This is a genomic window from Plantibacter flavus (genome assembly GCF_900177615.1).
Taxonomy (GTDB): domain Bacteria; phylum Actinomycetota; class Actinomycetes; order Actinomycetales; family Microbacteriaceae; genus Plantibacter; species Plantibacter flavus.
Window position 1 is genome coordinate 61,791 of the sequence record NZ_FXAP01000005.1, and the last position, 15,335, is coordinate 77,125.

Here is a 15,335-nt window from a genome sequence, read left to right on the forward strand (position 1 = left end):
TCTTCACAGGGCGCTGGCCGCCGCGGCTTGACCGGAGACGTGCTCGGGCGCCCCCTGGGCGGGCCGCCGACCCGCCGGCCCTGGGCGGTCGAGTCCGAGGTCGAGCAGACTGTCGAGACCGACGGTGACCCCCCGGGCGTCGCGAGCGGCCACGAGGGCGAGCCGGATGCCCCGCTCGTAGGACGCGGGCGAGATCGTGTCGTGCGTGATCGTGACGAGTTCGTCGACGCCACCGAACACGACCTCCTGGCGGGCGACGACACCCTGGAGCCGCAGGCTGTGGATCGGGATGCTCGAGACCTGCTGTCCCCTCGCCCGCTGGTCGGTGTGCGGGGCGGCGACCGGCCCACGGTCGCCACGCGCGGCCATCATCAGCTCGGCGGTGCGCACGGCGGTTCCGGAGGGCGAGTCCACCTTCGTGTCGCGGTGGGACTCGATGATCTCGATCGAGTCGAAGAAGCGGGCCGCGACGGTCGCGAGACTCGTCGACAGGACGGACCCCAGCGAGAAGTTGGGGATGATGACGACGCCCTGCTCGGGCAGCTCGGCGAGCCGGCGGTCGAGTCGCTGAATGCGCTCGGCCGACCAACCGCTCGTCCCGACGAGCACGTTGATCCCCTGAGCGACGGCGTGGTCGACGATCCGCTGGCTGACACCCGGCACCGTGACGTCGACGACGAGGTCCGCCCCGTCCATCTCGCTCAGCTCGCTCGACGAACCGAGCGACGCGACCAGCTCGAAGTCGTCGAGTGAACCGATGATGCTGGTGAACAGTCGGCCCATCTTGCCGCTCGCGCCGGCCAGCGCCACTCGTGTCGTCATGCCCTCAGCTTACGTGCTGCCCGCCCGGGAGGCGGCGGGCCGCCCGGCTAGACGATGTGCGGCTCGGGAAGGCCCGTGCGGAGCTCCATGGGGAGGTGCGCGAGGTCGTTGTGGGTGATGAGGCTCCACGGACGCCCGGCGCGCTGGTGCAGCACCGTCAGTCCGCCGTTGGCCTGGTTGATGCTCACCCAGCGCCATGCGGGCGCCTGGAGCGCCTCGCGGACGAGCCACCCGATGACGAAGTTGTGCGTGATGAGCAGCTCGTGATGATCACCGCGCTTCGGCGAGAGGAACTCGGCGGCGGCGTCGGCCATCTGCGCTTCGCCAGCCTCGATCTCCGCCTCGGTGATCGAGCCGAAGAAGGGGTCGAACGCCGACGGCGTCTCCGGTGTGCGACCGCTCGGGACGCAGTCGAAGAGCAGTGACGACGGCTCCGGTATGACGGCCGGCATCCGCTCGGCGATGATCTGGGCGGTCTCCGCGGCACGCTGCAACGGCGAGTGCCACGCCGCGGTCATCGGGACACCGCCGAGGCGCTCCGCGAGCAACTGAGCCTGCCGCCGACCGCGTGCCGACAGTGGTCCGTCGGGCAAGCCGTGCTCAGCGTGCTGCTGCTCGCCGTGTCTGACGAGATACAGGTAATGGGACATTCAACGCACCCCCGCGATGATCGGAGCGAAGGTGTCCTCGTCGACGGCTCCGACCGCCGACACCGTGATGGGCTGCGCGGCGAGGTGCTGCGCGAGCTGCTGGACATCGTCCTGACCGACGGACTGCAGGCGACGGATGCTCTCGTCGAGGTCGATGAACTCGCCGAGGGTCAGCTCCGCTCGACCGAGGCGACTCATGCGCGAGTCCGAGTCCTCCAGGGCCAGCGCCGAGGCGCCGCTCAGCTGGCCGAGCGCGCGCGACAACTCCTCGTCCGTCACGCCGTGCTCGGCGAGCCGGTGGAGCTCGGCGAGCATGAGCTCGGCCACGGTCGCCGCCTTCGCCGTGGAGCAGGCGGCAGCGAGGCCGAAGACGCCGGCGTCCGAGTAGCTGCCGGCGAACGAGTACACCGAGTAGGCGAGCCCACGCCGTTCTCGGATCTCCTGGAACAGGCGGCTGGACATGCCGCCGCCGAGGATGGAGTTGAGCATGCTCATGGCGAATCGTCGCTCGTCGCCCGCGATGAGGCCCGCTCCGCCGATCTGCAGGTGGACCTGCTCGGTGGGTCGGTGCACGACCGAGAGCGGCGAGCCGCCGACGATGGCAGCAGGAGCGAGGGTCCGACGCGCGACCGGTGCGGCCACCGCGTCCGCCGGCCAGCCCGCTTGCACGAGCGCCCCCGACACCTGGGCGACGAGCGCGTCGTGGTCGACGGCGCCGGCCGCCGTCACGATGACGTCGTTCGCGCGGTAATTGGCTCGGTAGTGCGCCACGACGGCGTCCCGGCCAACGTCGATGATCGACTGCGGGTGACCGCCGATGGGACGCCCGAGCGGGTGCTCGCCGAGCACACGCTCGAAGAACCGTTCGTTGGCGACGTCCCCTGGATCGTCGTCCATCATCGCGAGCTCTTCGAGGATGACACCGCGTTCGTTCTCGAACTCGTCCGGGTCGAGCAGCGAGGAGGTGAGCATGTCGGTGATGACGTCCACCGCCATCGGCAGGTCGCGATCGCGCACCTTGGCGTAGTAGCAGGTGTGCTCCTTGGCTGTGAGCGCGTTGTGCTCGCCGCCGACGGCGTCGAAGGCGACCGCGATGTCGAGGGCGGAACGCGACGGCGTGCCCTTGAACAGGAGGTGCTCCAGGAAGTGCGTCGAGCCGAAGGTCGCCGGTCGATCGGCGGTCGCCGGTTGTTCGTCGCGGGAGCCGACGGCCACCCAGTAGCCGATCGTGGCACTGCGGCTGCCCGGCATGTGTTCGCTCAGGATGCGCAGCCCGTTGGGCAGGACCGTCCGCCGGACGAGCGCGTCCCCGGATGCGGTGAACGCGAGCTCGGGACGAGTGAGCGGAAAGTCGACGGCGGCGTTCATCACCCCAACCATACGTCAGGTTCCCGGGCGTCGCGCGCGAGCGTCGGTGCGCGGTCGTCCGCCGGCCGACTCAGCGCAAGCGACCGGAGACGCGGTCGAGCTCGAGGATCTGCCCGCGGCTCAGCCGCACGTCGGCCGCCGCGATGAGCGAGTCGACGTGAGCCGGCTGGGACGCGCTCGCGATGGGCGCGACGACGCCGGGACGTGACATGGCCCAGGCGAGCGCGGCCGAGGCCACCGTGCAGCGGTTCTCCTCCGCGATCTCGTCGAGGACGTGCAGGACCCGCAGCCCACGGCGGTGGAGGTGGGTCGCGGCGCGACTGCCGCGGGTGCTCGGGTCGAGGTCGGAGCGGGTGCGGTAGCGGCCCGTCAGGAACCCGTTCGCGAGGGCGAAGTAGGGCAGGACGCCGAGGTGCTGGGCCGTCGCGACGAGCGCGAGGGTGCTCTCGTAGGGCTCCCGATGCATGAGGCTGTAGTGCGTCTCGAGCGCGACGAACTGGGTGAAGCCGCTGGCCGAGAGGATCCGTGCCTCCATCAGTCGTTCAGGGGTCGTGTTCGAGGTGCCGAGGTAGCGGACCTTGCCGGTCTCGATCAACCAGTCGACCGTCCCGAGGCTGTCGGCCAACGGGATGCTCGGGTCGTCGTCGTGGAAGGACAGCAGGTCGATGTGGTCGGTCTGCAACCGTTCGAGCGCCGCCTCGACCGCACGGATGATGCTCACCGAGCCGAGACCCGGGTAGTCGGGGTGCCGGCCGATCTTCGTCGCGACCACCATGTCGTCCCGGTTGCGGCGCTTCCGCATCCAGTTGCCGATGAGGATCTCGCTGCGGCCGCCCGCGTAGCTGTCGGCGGTGTCCACCATGTTGCCGCCGGAGTCGTGGAACCGGTCGAGGATGTCCGACGTCGTGTCGGGGTCGACCGTCCACCCGAACACGCTGCCGCCGAGCACGACCGGGAAGACCGACAACTCGGAGTCGCCGATCGTGCGCCTCGGTGCTTCAGAGGGCTCGGGGTCCTGGACGGGCGTCGGGAAGGACGGGTGCGGGACGAGCTGCTCGGGACGCCGACTCGCGTCGTCGTCGACGCCGTCCGCTGCTCCGCCGACCAGAGAACTGCCACGGGTGCTCGACGAGCGCCAGAGGTGTGGCATCCCCTGCCCCTCTCTCGGTCCGCCGACCGGTGACGCGCTGCACCGTCGGGATCCGTGCGTGGAGCGACGGGCCGGTGCTTGCTCACCAGGCTAGAGGAGACCGGCGACTTCGGCTGGACGACATCACGACCGGGTGGCAACTGATTCGTAACGATTGCGGGAGTCGGTCGATCACCTCGGATCGACGGACATCTGGGCACGGGCGAGCACGAGTCGCGCGTGCCGCAGGAGCGGCTCGTCGACCATACGTCCCTCGTGCCGGAACACGCCGGCGGCCCCCACTGCGGCGTCGAGCAGCGTACGCGCCGCTTCCACCGATCGGGGGTCCGGGCGGTAGGCGGCGCGAACGGTCGGGACCTGTCCCGGGTGGATGCACGCGGAGGCGATGCAGCCGACGGCGGCCGCGTCCGCCGCCTCGTCCGCGAGCCCGTCGAGATCGTCGATGTCGAGGTGGACGGCGTCGATCGCGGCCACCCCGGCAGCTCCCGCGGCGAGCAGCACCGACGACCGCGCCTGTCTGACGACGTCCCGGTATCGCCCGTCGGCCCCGCGGCTGCTCGTGCCGCCCAGGGAGGCGATGAGGTCTTCAGAGCCCCACATGAGCGCGACGACCGCAGGATGGGCGGCAAACGCGGGTGCCTGCACGACACCGGCAGCGGTCTCGCACAGCGCGATGATCCGGACGTCCGGGATCGCGTCCACCAGCCGGTCGAGCGCCGCGGTCGTCTCCGTCTTCGCCAGCATCACCGTGCGATAGTCGGTGTCCGCGAGCGCCGCGACATCGTCGTCGAACTCGACGGTCCCAGCCGGGTCGATCCGGACGACCGTTCGCGAGGGATCGAGCGGATGGTCGGCGATCGCCCGGCGGGCGGCCGGCTTGTCGGCCGGGGCCACGGCGTCCTCGAGATCGAGGATGACGGCATCCGCACGCGCCGCCGCCTTGTCGAAGCGGTCGGGGCGGTCTGCTGGGACGAAGAGGATCGCCGGCCCCAGGTCGAACGCCGCGCCGGTCACGATGCACCCGAGCACTGGACGAGCGTGCTCCTCGTCGCGGTCGCGACGACGACGCCGTCCTGGTTCCGACCCGTGTGGAGCAGGGTGACGACACCCTCGCCCGGCCTCGACGACGACAGCCGTTTGGCCGTCACGAGCGTCTCGGCGTACAGCGTGTCGCCGTGGTGCATCGGGTTCGGGAAGGCGATGTCGGTGAAGCCCAGGTTCGCGACGATCGTCTGCTCGGTGAGCTGCGCGACCGACAGCCCCACGAGCGTCGAGAGCGTCAGCATCGAGTTCACGAGCCGTTCGCCGAACGGCCCGGTCGCGGACCACGCGGCATCCACGTGCAGCGACTGCCCGTTCATCGTGAGGGTCGAGAACAGGACGTTGTCGGCTTCCGTGAGGGTGCGTCCGGGGCGATGGCGGTAGGTCGCACCCACCACGAACTCCTCGAAGTACAGGCCTCGCTGCTCGATGACGGGGCCGGACGTCGTCTCGGACGAGTCGGTCATCATGACCTCACGACGCGAAGCCGAGTTCGCGGGCGATGATCATGAGCTGCACCTCGGTGGTGCCCTCACCGATCTCGAGGATCTTCGAGTCCCGGTAGTGCCGCGCCACCGGGTTCTCGTTGAGGAACCCGTAGCCGCCGAAGATCTGGGTCGCGTCGCGCGCGTTGTCCATCGCGGCCTCCCCGGCGACCATCTTCGCGATGGAGGCCTCCATCTTGTAGGGCGCGCCTCGGAACATGCGCGACGCGGCGTCGTAGTACGCCTGCCTGGCGGTGTGGACCCGCGCCTGCATCTTCGCGATCCGGAAGGCGATCCACTGGTTGTCGCCGATCGCTCGACCGAAGACGACCCGCTCCTTGGCGTAGCGGATCGCCTCCTCGAGGCAGCCCTGGGCCGCTCCGACGGCGAGCGCGGCCACGGCGATCCGTCCACCGTCGAGCGCCGTGAGGAAGTTGGCGTATCCGCGCCCGCGTTCGCCGAGCAGGTTGCCCTCCGGCACGCGGACGTCCTCGAACCGCAGCGGGTGGGTGTCGGAGGTGTGCCACCCGACCTTGTCGTAGGGCGGTAGCGCGGTGAAGCCCGGCGTCGGGACCGGCACGAGGATCGACGACAGCTCCTTCGTCACCCGGCCGTCGGATCGGACCCGCTCCCCCGTGACGGCCGTGACCGTCACGAGACGGGTGATCTCGCTCCCGGAGTTGGTGATGAACTGCTTCGTGCCGTTGATCACCCACTCACCGTCGACGAGCTCGGCGGTGGTCTCCGTCGCGCCTGCATCACTGCCGGCACGCGCCTCGGTGAGACCGAACGCGGCGAGCGCCTGCCCGCTCGCGAGCTGCGGGATCCACTCCTCGCGCTGGGCGTCGGTGCCGTACAGGTAGATCGGCATGGCTCCGAGGCCGACGCCGGCCTCGAGGGTGACGCCGATGCTCTGATCGACGCGTCCGAGCTGCTCGACGGCGAGGCAGAGCGCGAAGTAGTCCATCCCCCCGCCGCCGAGTTCCTTCGGGAACGGTAGCCCGAAGAGTCCCAGCTCCCCCATCTGCGCGATGATGTCGTATGGCAGGCGGCGTTCGGTGTCGTACTGATAGGCGGCGGGCGCGACGACCTCGTCGGCGAACGCCTTGACCGTGTCGACGATCCGCTGGTGCTCGGGGCTGAGCTCGGTGTTCATGCTGATGCTCCGTTCGTGGGTGCTGCATCGGTTGGGGCTGCGTTCAGGTGGGTTGCGACGGGGTCTGCGGCGATCGTCGCGACCGACTGACGGGTGGCGACCGTGCCACCCGTGGCGACGTGGAGGGTGACCGTGCCGTCGCTCGTGGCGGTGAGGAGGTGCTCCATCTTCATCGCTTCGACGGTGACGAGCGGCTGACCGGCGGTGACGGCGTCGCCGCTCGTGACGTGCACGGCCGTGACGGTGCCGGGCATCGGCGTCCGCACCTCCGGATCGACCGCCCCGGCCGCGGTCGGATCCCCGCCGGCTGGGAGCGCCTCGCGCGGGACCACCTCGACCACACTGATGGCACCGTCGAGCGCGATCCACCGTTCGTCCCCCACACGGACGGTCTCCAACGGGGTGCTGACACCGTCGTGCTCGAACCACAGGGTGCCGTCCGACCCGCTGAGGACCGCGGCCCGGGTCGGTGCCGCGTCATCGACGGAGACGCTCGCGTCGTCGCTCGAGCCACGCACCTCGAAGCGGACGATGCGTCCGTCCTCAAGACGCAGGTGCTGTCGCGTCGGTGCTGCCGTCCCGAGGCGCCACCCACCCGGATCCGACCACGGCGTCCCGAGTCCGGCGGTCCGCGCTGCGGCCTCGGATCGCCGGTCGTCCGTTTCGGCGAGCGCCACCGCGGTCAGGACCCGCTCGGACGTCGCAGCGGACGGGCTGTCGTCGAGCAGATCGGCGATGAGACCGGTGTGCAGTCGTCCCGCGACGACCTCCTCGTCGGCGAGGAGCCGCCGGAGGAAGTCGAGGTTCGTGCGGACGCCGAAGACCACCGTCGCCGCGAGCGCGGCATCGAGTCGCCGGAGCGCGGTCTCGCGATCCTCGGCCCAGCACACGATCTTCGCGAGCATGGGGTCGTACCAGGGACCGACGAACTGCCCGGCGACGATGCCGCCGTCGATGCGGACGCCCGGCCCCTGCGGCAGACGCACCCGCTCGAGCACCCCGGTCTGGGGCAGGAAGCCCTTCGACGGGTCCTCCGCGTACAGCCGTGCTTCCACCGCGTGACCCCGCAGGACGACGTCGTCCTGCGTCATCGTCAGTGGTTCGCCGGCGGCGACGCGCACCTGCCACTCCACGAGGTCGAGACCCGTGACGAGCTCGGTGACCGGATGCTCCACCTGCAGCCGCGTGTTCATCTCGAGGAAGGCGAACTCGTCGGGTCGGTCGTCGGCGACGAGGAACTCGACGGTCCCCACCCCTCGGTAGCCGACGCTCCGGGCGACCGTGCAGGCCGCCTCGCCGAGTCGCGCCCGCTGCCGGTCGTCGGTGAGCGGCGACGGGGACTCCTCCACCACCTTCTGGTGCCGACGCTGGAGCGAGCACTCACGCTCCCCGAGGTGCACGACCGCACCGTGGGCGTCCGCGAGCACCTGCACCTCGATGTGCCGGGGTCTCGTGACGAACCGCTCGAGGAGGAGCGTGGCGTCGCCGAAGGCCGCCTCGGCCACCCGGTGCGCGGAGGCGATGGCCGATGGGAGTTCCTCGGCGCGCTCCACGACCTGCATCCCCTTGCCGCCGCCACCACCCGCCGGCTTCACGATGAGCGGGAAGCCGATGGCGGCGCCGGCACGGACGAGTGCGTCGTCGTCGAGCGAGGCGTCGGCGACGCCCTCGATGATCGGGACGCCTTGAGCCGCGACGTGGTCCTTCGCCCGGATCTTGTCGCCCATGAGGACCAAGGCGCGCTCGTCCGGTCCGATGAAGACGATCCCCGCAGCGGCGAGCGCCCTCGCGAGCGCGGGTTGTTCGGACAGGAATCCGTAGCCCGGGTGCACCGCCTCGGCCCCGGTCCTGACGGCGGCTCGGACGACGGCGTCGACGTCGAGATAGCTGTCCGAGGCCGGCGCGGGTCCCAGGCGGACGGCGCGGTCCGCGAGCCGGACATGTGGGGCGTCGCGGTCCGCGTCGCTGAAGACCGCGATGCTCTCGATGTCCATCGCTGTGAGCGTGCGGATCACGCGACAGGCGATCTCGCCGCGGTTCGCGACGAGGACGGAGCGGAAGGGACGCGCGGATGCGTGGCCCGTACGGTTCGGTGTCTGGATCGTCATGCCGTCACATCCTGAACAGGCCGAAGCCGGGTTCTGGCAGGGGCGCGCGGGAGCACACCTCGAGCGCGAGTCCGAGGACCGTGCGGGTCTGGGCGGGATCGATGATGCCGTCGTCCCAGAGCCGCGCGGTCGAGTAGTACGGGTTGCCCTGCTCCTCGAAGTCGGCGAGGATCGGCGCCCTGAAGTCCTCCTCCGCCTGGGCGGTCCATGCCTCACCGCGGGCCTCGAGCTGGTCGCGCTTGACGGTCGCGAGGACGCTCGCCGCCTGCTGTCCCCCCATGACGGAGATGCGCGCGCCCGGCCACATCCAGAGGAAGCGGGGATCGTAGGCCCGGCCGCACATGGAGTAGTTGCCGGCGCCGAACGAACCGCCGATCACGACCGTCAGCTTCGGCACCCGGGTGGTCGCGACCGCGGTGACCATCTTCGCGCCGTGCTTGGCGATGCCTCCGGCCTCGGCGTCACTGCCGACCATGAAGCCCGAGATGTTCTGGAGGAACAGCAACGGGATGCCGCGCTGGTCGGCGAGCTCGATGAAGTGAGCGCCCTTCAGGGCCGACTCGCTGAAGAGCACGCCGTTGTTCGCGATGATGCCGACGGGGTGCCCGTGCAGCCTCGCGAACCCGGTCACGAGGGTGTCGCCGTACTCGCGCTTGAACTCCGAGAAGTCGCTGCCGTCGACGAGCCGCGCGATCACTTCACGGACGTCGTAGGCCGTCTGCAGCTCCGCCGGGACGACCCCGTACAGTTCCGTCTCCGGGACGACCGGCGGCACGCTCGGACGCACCTCCCACGCGCGCTGGTGGGGCGCCGGCAGCGTCGCGACCGCATCCCGGAGGATGTCGAGCGCGTGCGCGTCGTCGTCGGCGAGGTGGTCCGTGACCCCCGACACCCGGGCGTGGAGGTCGCCGCCGCCGAGTTGCTCCGGAGTCACGACCTCGCCGATCGCGGCCTTCACGAGGGGTGGACCGCCCAGGAAGATCGTGCCCTGGCCACGCACGATCACGTTCTCGTCACTCATGGCGGGGACGTACGCGCCTCCGGCGGTGCAGGAACCGAGCACGGCGGCCAGTTGCGGGATACCGGCCGCCGACATCCTGGCCTGGTTGAAGAAGATCCGGCCAAAGTGGTCCCGATCAGGGAAGACCTCGTCCTGCGTCGGGAGGTTCGCTCCCCCGGAGTCGACCAGGTACAGGCAGGGCAGCCGGTTCGCGGCAGCGATCTCCTGGGCCCGGAGGTGCTTCTTCACCGTCATCGGGAAGTACGAGCCGCCCTTCGCGGTCGCGTCGTTCGACACGACGAGCACGTGTCGTCCGTGGACGAGGCCGATCCCGGCGATGACCCCGGCGCCGGGAGTCGCGTCGTCGTACATGCCGTGCGCGGCCAAGGGCGCGATCTCCAGGAAGGGGCTCCCCTCGTCGAGCAGGCGGTCGACCCGATCGCGCGGCAGCAGCTTCCCCCGGGCGACGTGCCGGGACCGCGACGCCTCCGGTCCGCCCAGGGCCGCGGTCGCCATCGTCTGTTCGAGCACGGTCACGAGCTCCCGCTGCGCCGCCTCCTGCTCGCGGAATCGGGCTGAGGTGGGATCGGCACCGCTCGTGAGGATGGGCACTCGGGCTCCTGTCGTCGTCGACCGTGAGTGCATTCAGTTACTCATCACTCACTGAAAGAGAGGTTACAGTTCATTAACTGAAAAAGTCCACCCCGAGGAGATCCGATGACCGGTCGTGACACACCGTCCCCGAACCCGCCGCACCTCGGGCGCTCGGAGGCGAAAGCGGCACGTCGCTCGGCCCTCCTGCGGTCAGCGGCCGGACTGTTCGCCGAGCGCGGCTTCGCCGGGGTGTCGATGGAGGACCTCGGAACGGCCGTCGGCATGAGCGGACCCGCCGTCTACCGCCACTTCCCGAGCAAGCAGGCCGTCCTCGCAGCACTCCTCGTCGGCGTCAGTCAGGATCTGCTGGACGGCGGGACCCGCGAGGTCGAGCAGGCTCCGGACAGCGATCGGGCACTGCGTTCGCTGGTCACCTTCCATGTGGCCTTCGCCCTCGACGACCCCGACGTGATCCGCATCCAGGACCACGACCTCGACAGCCTGGCACCGGACGACCGCCGCGCGGTCCGCACCCTCCAGCGGCGCTACGTCGAGCGGTGGGTGGACGTCCTCACGACGCTGCACCCCACGATCCCCGCGGCGGACCTGCGGGTCCGCGCGCTCGCGGGCTTCGGACTGATCAACTCCACGTCCCACAGCACCTCCCTTGGCAGGAACGAGGCCGGGACACCTGACCGCGAGGCGGTGCGCTCGACGCTCGAGCGGATGGCACTGGCCGCCCTGCTCGCCGCGTGAGGAAGCGGAGCAGCGTCAGTCGACGAGCACGGACAGGACGTTCCCCGCTGGATCGGTGAACCAGGCGATGTCCGGGCCGTTCCCGCGCATGATCCCCTTCGCGTCCGTCGGCAGGACGTCGTCGGGGTAGAGCTTCGTCACCACGCCCTGCGCCTGCAGCTCGTCGACTGCCGCGTCGATGTCCTCGACCACGAGGTTCAGGACCGTGAACGAGGCTGGTGTGTGGTCCGGCTTCCCGTAGACGAGCACCGACCCGCCGGCGGGCAGCGCCACGTCCAGGAATCCCATGGCGTTGTCGGTGACCGTGAGACCGAGGACGTCCCGGTAGAACGCCCTCGCCGCGCCGATGTCGTCGACCGAGAACCCGCTGAAGACATCCGTGTAGGTGACCATGAGCCGCTCCTTCGCTGATTCCCGATGCGTACACGATGCACGATGCCACGTCGCGGTCGTCGCGTCCAGGCCCGAACGGCCGCCGGGGCGGGCGAGCGCGAGGGCCTGGACTCGACGATCACACCATCGTCAGGACCATCGCCGGATCGGAGAGCATCGTCCCGAGGTCGACGAGGAACCGGGACCCCTGCTCTCCGTCGATGAGCCGATGGTCGAACGACAGCGACAGCGTCACGACGTGTCGCAGCGCGACCTGTCCCTCGAACTCCCACGGCTGGCGACGGACGGCACCGAGCGCGATGATCGCCGCCTCACCGGGGTTCAGGATGGGCGTCCCCGCATCGACGCCGAAGACGCCGACGTTGGAGATCGTGATCGTCCCCCCTCGCAGTTCCGCCGGAGCGGTGCGTCCCTCGCGGGCCGTGCGCACGACGTCCGCCACGGCGTCCGCGAGTTCGAACAGGCTGAGCTCCTCGGCCCGTGCGATGTTCGGGACGAGGAGTCCCCGCGGCGTCGCTGCGGCGATCCCGAGTCCGACGTGGCCGTACTCGACGATCTCCCCGGCAGCCTCGTCCCAACTCGCGTTGACCGCGGGAGTGCGTCTCACGGCGATGCACACCGCTTTGGCGAGGACGGTCAGGATGTTGACCCGGTGGTCCCCGGTCCGAGGTGAGCGGGCGAGCGCGTCCAGCAGCGACATCGTCGGCGTCACGTCGACCGTCAGGAACTCCGTCACGTGGGGAGCCGTGAACGCGCTGCTCACCATCGCCTCGGCAGTCCGGCGCCTGACCCCCGTGATCGGCCGACGCACCGACCCGTCGGCCGCCGTGGCCGGCGCCTCTGGGGTCCCGGCGGGTGCCGCTCCCGCTCCGCGAGCACGCTCCGGCAGCTGCCCACTCAGGCCGGTCGCAGCGTGCTCGACCTCCTCACGCGCGATCCGACCACCGACGCCGGTGCCGACGAGCGTTCCGAGGTCGACGCCCAGATCGCGGGCGAGTCGCCGGACCGGCGGTGTCGCGCGGGGCCGTGCACGCTCCGAGATCGGAGCGGTCTGCGCCGGGGCGGGTGCCTCATCGCCGACGGACCGGGCACGACGCCGTGGCCGTTCCCCGCTCGCCGTGCGAGGGCCGTAGCCGACGAGGACCGGCTCGCGGTCCGCCGCTCCACTCGGGCGGTCGACCTCCGCCGTGTCGACCTCGGGGACCGACGGGGACGGAGCGGTCTCGCCATCGGGCGCGAAGTCGACGAGCGCCTCGCCGACGAGGACCGTCGTCCCCGGTTCGACGTGGAGCCTCGTGACCACGCCGGCGGTCGGCGCGGGCAGTTCGACGAGCGCCTTCGCGGTCTCGACCTCGGCGATCACCTGGTTGAGCTCGACGTGGTCGCCGACGGCGACGCGCCAGGACACGAGTTCGCTCTCGGTCAGACCTTCACCGAGATCGGGGAGGGAGAACCGCTTCATCGCCGTCCCTCCCCACCGGTCGTCGAACGGGCATCGGCCCTGCCGACGGCCGAGGCGGAGGACCGACGCCCCAGCGCGCGATCCACCCCGTCCAGGATCCGATCGAGGTCTGGGAGGAAGTGGTCCTCGAGCGCCGAAGCGGGATAGGGCGTGTCGAACCCCGTCACCCGCACCGGGGCCTCTTCGAGGAGGTCGAAGCAGCGTTCGGTGATCGAGGCCGCCAGTTCGGCTCCGACCCCTCCGGAGCGTTGCGCCTCGTGCGTGATGACGAGTCGCCCGGTCTTCTCGACCGAGGCGGCGACCGCGTCGACGTCCAGAGGCGCGAGGGATCGGAGGTCGATCACCTCAAGGTCGACGCCCTCGTCGGCCGCAGCCTCCGCAGCTTCGAGCGCCGTCTGGACGAGCGGGCCGTAGGCGACCAGCGTCGCGTCCGTGCCGGCGCGAACCGTCCGCGCACGGGTGAACGCGAGCGGATCGGCGGGCAGGTCGTCGAGGACCTCGCCCTTCGTCCAGTACCGCCGCTTCGGTTCGAAGAACAGCACCGGGTCGTCGCACGCGATCGCCTGACGGATCATGGTGTGCGCGTCCTGGGGGTCCGAGCACGTCACCACGCGCAGTCCCGCCGTGTGCGCGAAGTACGCCTCCGGGGACTCGGAATGGTGCTCGACGGCGCCGATGCCTCCGCCGTACGGCACCCGGATGGTGACCGGCATCCGCACGGCCCCCTTCGTCCGGTAGTGCAGCTTCGCCAACTGCGCGACGATCTGGTCGAAGCCCGGATAGATGAACCCGTCGAACTGGATCTCGCACACCGGGCGGAAGCCTCGGAACGCCAGACCGATCGCCGCTCCGATGATCGCGGACTCCGCCAACGGCATGTCGACGACGCGATCGGCACCGAACTCCGCCTGGAGGCCGTCGGTCACCCGGAACACCCCACCGAGTCGGCCGATGTCCTCGCCGAGCAACAGGACCCGGTCGTCATCGGCGAGTGCGTGGTGCAGTCCGGTGTTGATCGCCTTGCTGAGGGTGAGCGTGGTCATCGGGCACCACCGTCGAACATCGCGAGGTACGAGCGGTACTCCTCGCGTTGCCGTTCGAGCCCGGGGTGGGCGGTGGCGTAGACCTCGTCGAAGAGCGAGAGCGGGTCAGGGGCAGGCAAGGCGAGGCACCCCGCACGGACCCGGGCGGCAGCCGAGTCGGCGACGGACGCGACGTGGGCTCGGGCCGTCTCGTCGAGGATCCCCTCGGACTCCAGCAGACGCTCGAGACGGGTGATCGGATCCTTCGCCCGCCACGACGCGACCTCGCTCTCGTCCCGGTACCGCGTCGGATCGTCCGAGGTGGTGTGCGGCCCCATGCGGTAGGTGACGGCCTCGATGAAGGTGGGCCCACCACCGGAACGTGCGCGGTCGACGGCGATCCGCATCGCCGCCGTCACGGCGAGCACGTCGTTGCCGTCGACCCGCATGCTCGGCACCCCGAACCCCGGTGCCCGGTCCGCGATGGGGCGCTGGGCCTGCAGCCCGACGGGCTCGGAGATCGCGTACTGGTTGTTCTGGCAGAAGAAGACCACGGGTGCCTGGAAGCTCGCGGCGAGCACCAGCGCCTCGTTCACGTCGCCCTGGCTCGTCGCCCCGTCGCCGAAATAGGCCACGGCCACCGCGTCGGACCCGTCGCGCTGACAGCCCATCGCATAGCCGGTCGCGTGGAGCGTCTGGGCGCCGATGATGACCGCCGGCGTCGCCATGCCGACCGCGAACGGGTCCCAGCCCGAGAGCGCGGTCCCCCGCCACATCGCCATCAGCTGGTCGAGTTCGACGCCACGGCAGTAGGCGACGGCCTGTTCGCGGTAGCTCGTGAAGACGAAGTCCCCGCGCCGCAGCACCCGCGCCGACCCGACCTGGGCGGCCTCCTGCCCGAGCGACGGTGGCCACAGACCGATCTCGCCCTGACGTTGGAGGGCGGTCGCCTCCGTGTCGATGCGGCGCGTGACGACCATGTCCTCGTAGAGCGCGAGCAGCTCGGCGTGACCGAGGTCGGCGACGAAGAGGTCGTAGAGGGCGTCCTCCTGACGGACGCCGTCCGGATCGAGGAGCTGGACGCACCCTCGGTCGACCGGGACCGGTTCGCGTGCATCACCGCCCCGCTCGTCGGAATCCTGCGGGAATTGGGTGTGAGTCTCCATCGACACGATGCACGCCGCCTTGAGTTCGGTGACCTCACGGCGGTGCCTCGTGAGCGATGCCGTGCCCTCGCGTCATCGCGAGGTGGTCCGAGGCTACGCCGGATCACCCTGGCGCTCAACCGTCGACACTCCGCGCAACGGCGAACGCCCGCCCCGCGGAAG

The 15,335-nt window shown here is 70.6% G+C and carries 14 protein-coding genes; 1 reads left to right on the forward strand and 13 read right to left on the reverse strand.

Going from position 1 to position 15,335, the window contains the following annotated elements:
- Window positions 1-3: 3 nt before the first annotated feature.
- The 9 genes from dapB to B9Y95_RS15150 form a co-directional block, all read right to left on the reverse strand.
- Window positions 4-822 carry a 4-hydroxy-tetrahydrodipicolinate reductase gene (gene dapB, locus B9Y95_RS15110; protein WP_085513038.1) on the reverse strand — a complete coding sequence of 273 codons (819 nt, stop codon included), beginning with the start codon at window positions 820-822 and terminating at the stop codon, window positions 4-6.
- Between the two features lie 47 nt (window positions 823-869).
- On the reverse strand, window positions 870-1,472 hold the full coding sequence (locus tag B9Y95_RS15115; RefSeq protein WP_085513040.1) for a histidine phosphatase family protein: 603 nt from the start codon (window positions 1,470-1,472) through the stop codon (window positions 870-872).
- Window positions 1,473-2,840, reverse strand: coding sequence for a M16 family metallopeptidase (locus tag B9Y95_RS15120; protein WP_085513042.1), 1,368 nt, complete (start codon window positions 2,838-2,840; stop codon window positions 1,473-1,475).
- 70 nt (window positions 2,841-2,910) lie between these two features.
- Entirely contained in the window at window positions 2,911-3,990 is a 1,080-nt protein-coding gene (locus B9Y95_RS15125) for an aldo/keto reductase (protein WP_079002693.1), read from the reverse strand.
- Between the two features lie 171 nt (window positions 3,991-4,161).
- The gene (locus tag B9Y95_RS15130) at window positions 4,162-5,019 is read right to left on the reverse strand and encodes an HpcH/HpaI aldolase/citrate lyase family protein (protein ID WP_327083102.1); all 858 of its coding nucleotides are present in this window, start codon (window positions 5,017-5,019) and stop codon (window positions 4,162-4,164) included.
- Window positions 5,001-5,498, reverse strand: a complete 498-nt coding sequence (locus B9Y95_RS15135) for a MaoC family dehydratase (protein ID WP_085513488.1) — start codon at window positions 5,496-5,498, stop codon at window positions 5,001-5,003. The genes B9Y95_RS15130 and B9Y95_RS15135 overlap by 19 nt, the downstream gene beginning before the upstream one ends.
- 7 nt (window positions 5,499-5,505) lie before the next feature.
- Window positions 5,506-6,672 carry an acyl-CoA dehydrogenase family protein gene (locus tag B9Y95_RS15140; RefSeq protein ID WP_085513044.1) on the reverse strand — a complete coding sequence of 389 codons (1,167 nt, stop codon included), beginning with the start codon at window positions 6,670-6,672 and terminating at the stop codon, window positions 5,506-5,508.
- On the reverse strand, window positions 6,669-8,780 hold the full coding sequence (locus tag B9Y95_RS15145; RefSeq protein WP_085513046.1) for an ATP-binding protein: 2,112 nt from the start codon (window positions 8,778-8,780) through the stop codon (window positions 6,669-6,671). The genes B9Y95_RS15140 and B9Y95_RS15145 overlap by 4 nt, the downstream gene beginning before the upstream one ends.
- Before the next feature lie 4 nt (window positions 8,781-8,784).
- Window positions 8,785-10,392 carry a carboxyl transferase domain-containing protein gene (locus tag B9Y95_RS15150; RefSeq protein ID WP_200811427.1) on the reverse strand — a complete coding sequence of 536 codons (1,608 nt, stop codon included), beginning with the start codon at window positions 10,390-10,392 and terminating at the stop codon, window positions 8,785-8,787.
- A 105-nt stretch (window positions 10,393-10,497) separates the two neighbouring features.
- On the opposite strand from B9Y95_RS15150, the gene B9Y95_RS15155 reads away from it, so the two are divergent.
- On the forward strand, window positions 10,498-11,130 hold the full coding sequence (locus tag B9Y95_RS15155; RefSeq protein ID WP_085513050.1) for a TetR/AcrR family transcriptional regulator: 633 nt from the start codon (window positions 10,498-10,500) through the stop codon (window positions 11,128-11,130).
- A gap of 15 nt (window positions 11,131-11,145) precedes the next feature.
- Here B9Y95_RS15155 and B9Y95_RS15160 read toward each other — a convergent pair whose 3' ends face one another.
- The 4 genes from B9Y95_RS15160 to pdhA form a co-directional block, all read right to left on the reverse strand.
- A complete protein-coding gene (locus tag B9Y95_RS15160) occupies window positions 11,146-11,523 on the reverse strand; it encodes a VOC family protein (protein ID WP_085513052.1) in 378 nt (125 codons plus the stop codon).
- A gap of 118 nt (window positions 11,524-11,641) precedes the next feature.
- Window positions 11,642-12,985 carry a dihydrolipoamide acetyltransferase family protein gene (locus tag B9Y95_RS15165; RefSeq protein WP_085513054.1) on the reverse strand — a complete coding sequence of 448 codons (1,344 nt, stop codon included), beginning with the start codon at window positions 12,983-12,985 and terminating at the stop codon, window positions 11,642-11,644.
- Entirely contained in the window at window positions 12,982-14,028 is a 1,047-nt protein-coding gene (locus B9Y95_RS15170; RefSeq protein WP_085513055.1) for an alpha-ketoacid dehydrogenase subunit beta, read from the reverse strand. The genes B9Y95_RS15165 and B9Y95_RS15170 overlap by 4 nt, the downstream gene beginning before the upstream one ends.
- A complete protein-coding gene (pdhA, locus tag B9Y95_RS15175; RefSeq protein WP_085513057.1) occupies window positions 14,025-15,173 on the reverse strand; it encodes a pyruvate dehydrogenase (acetyl-transferring) E1 component subunit alpha in 1,149 nt (382 codons plus the stop codon). Before pdhA ends, B9Y95_RS15170 begins: the two co-directional genes overlap by 4 nt.
- Window positions 15,174-15,335: the final 162 nt, after the last annotated feature.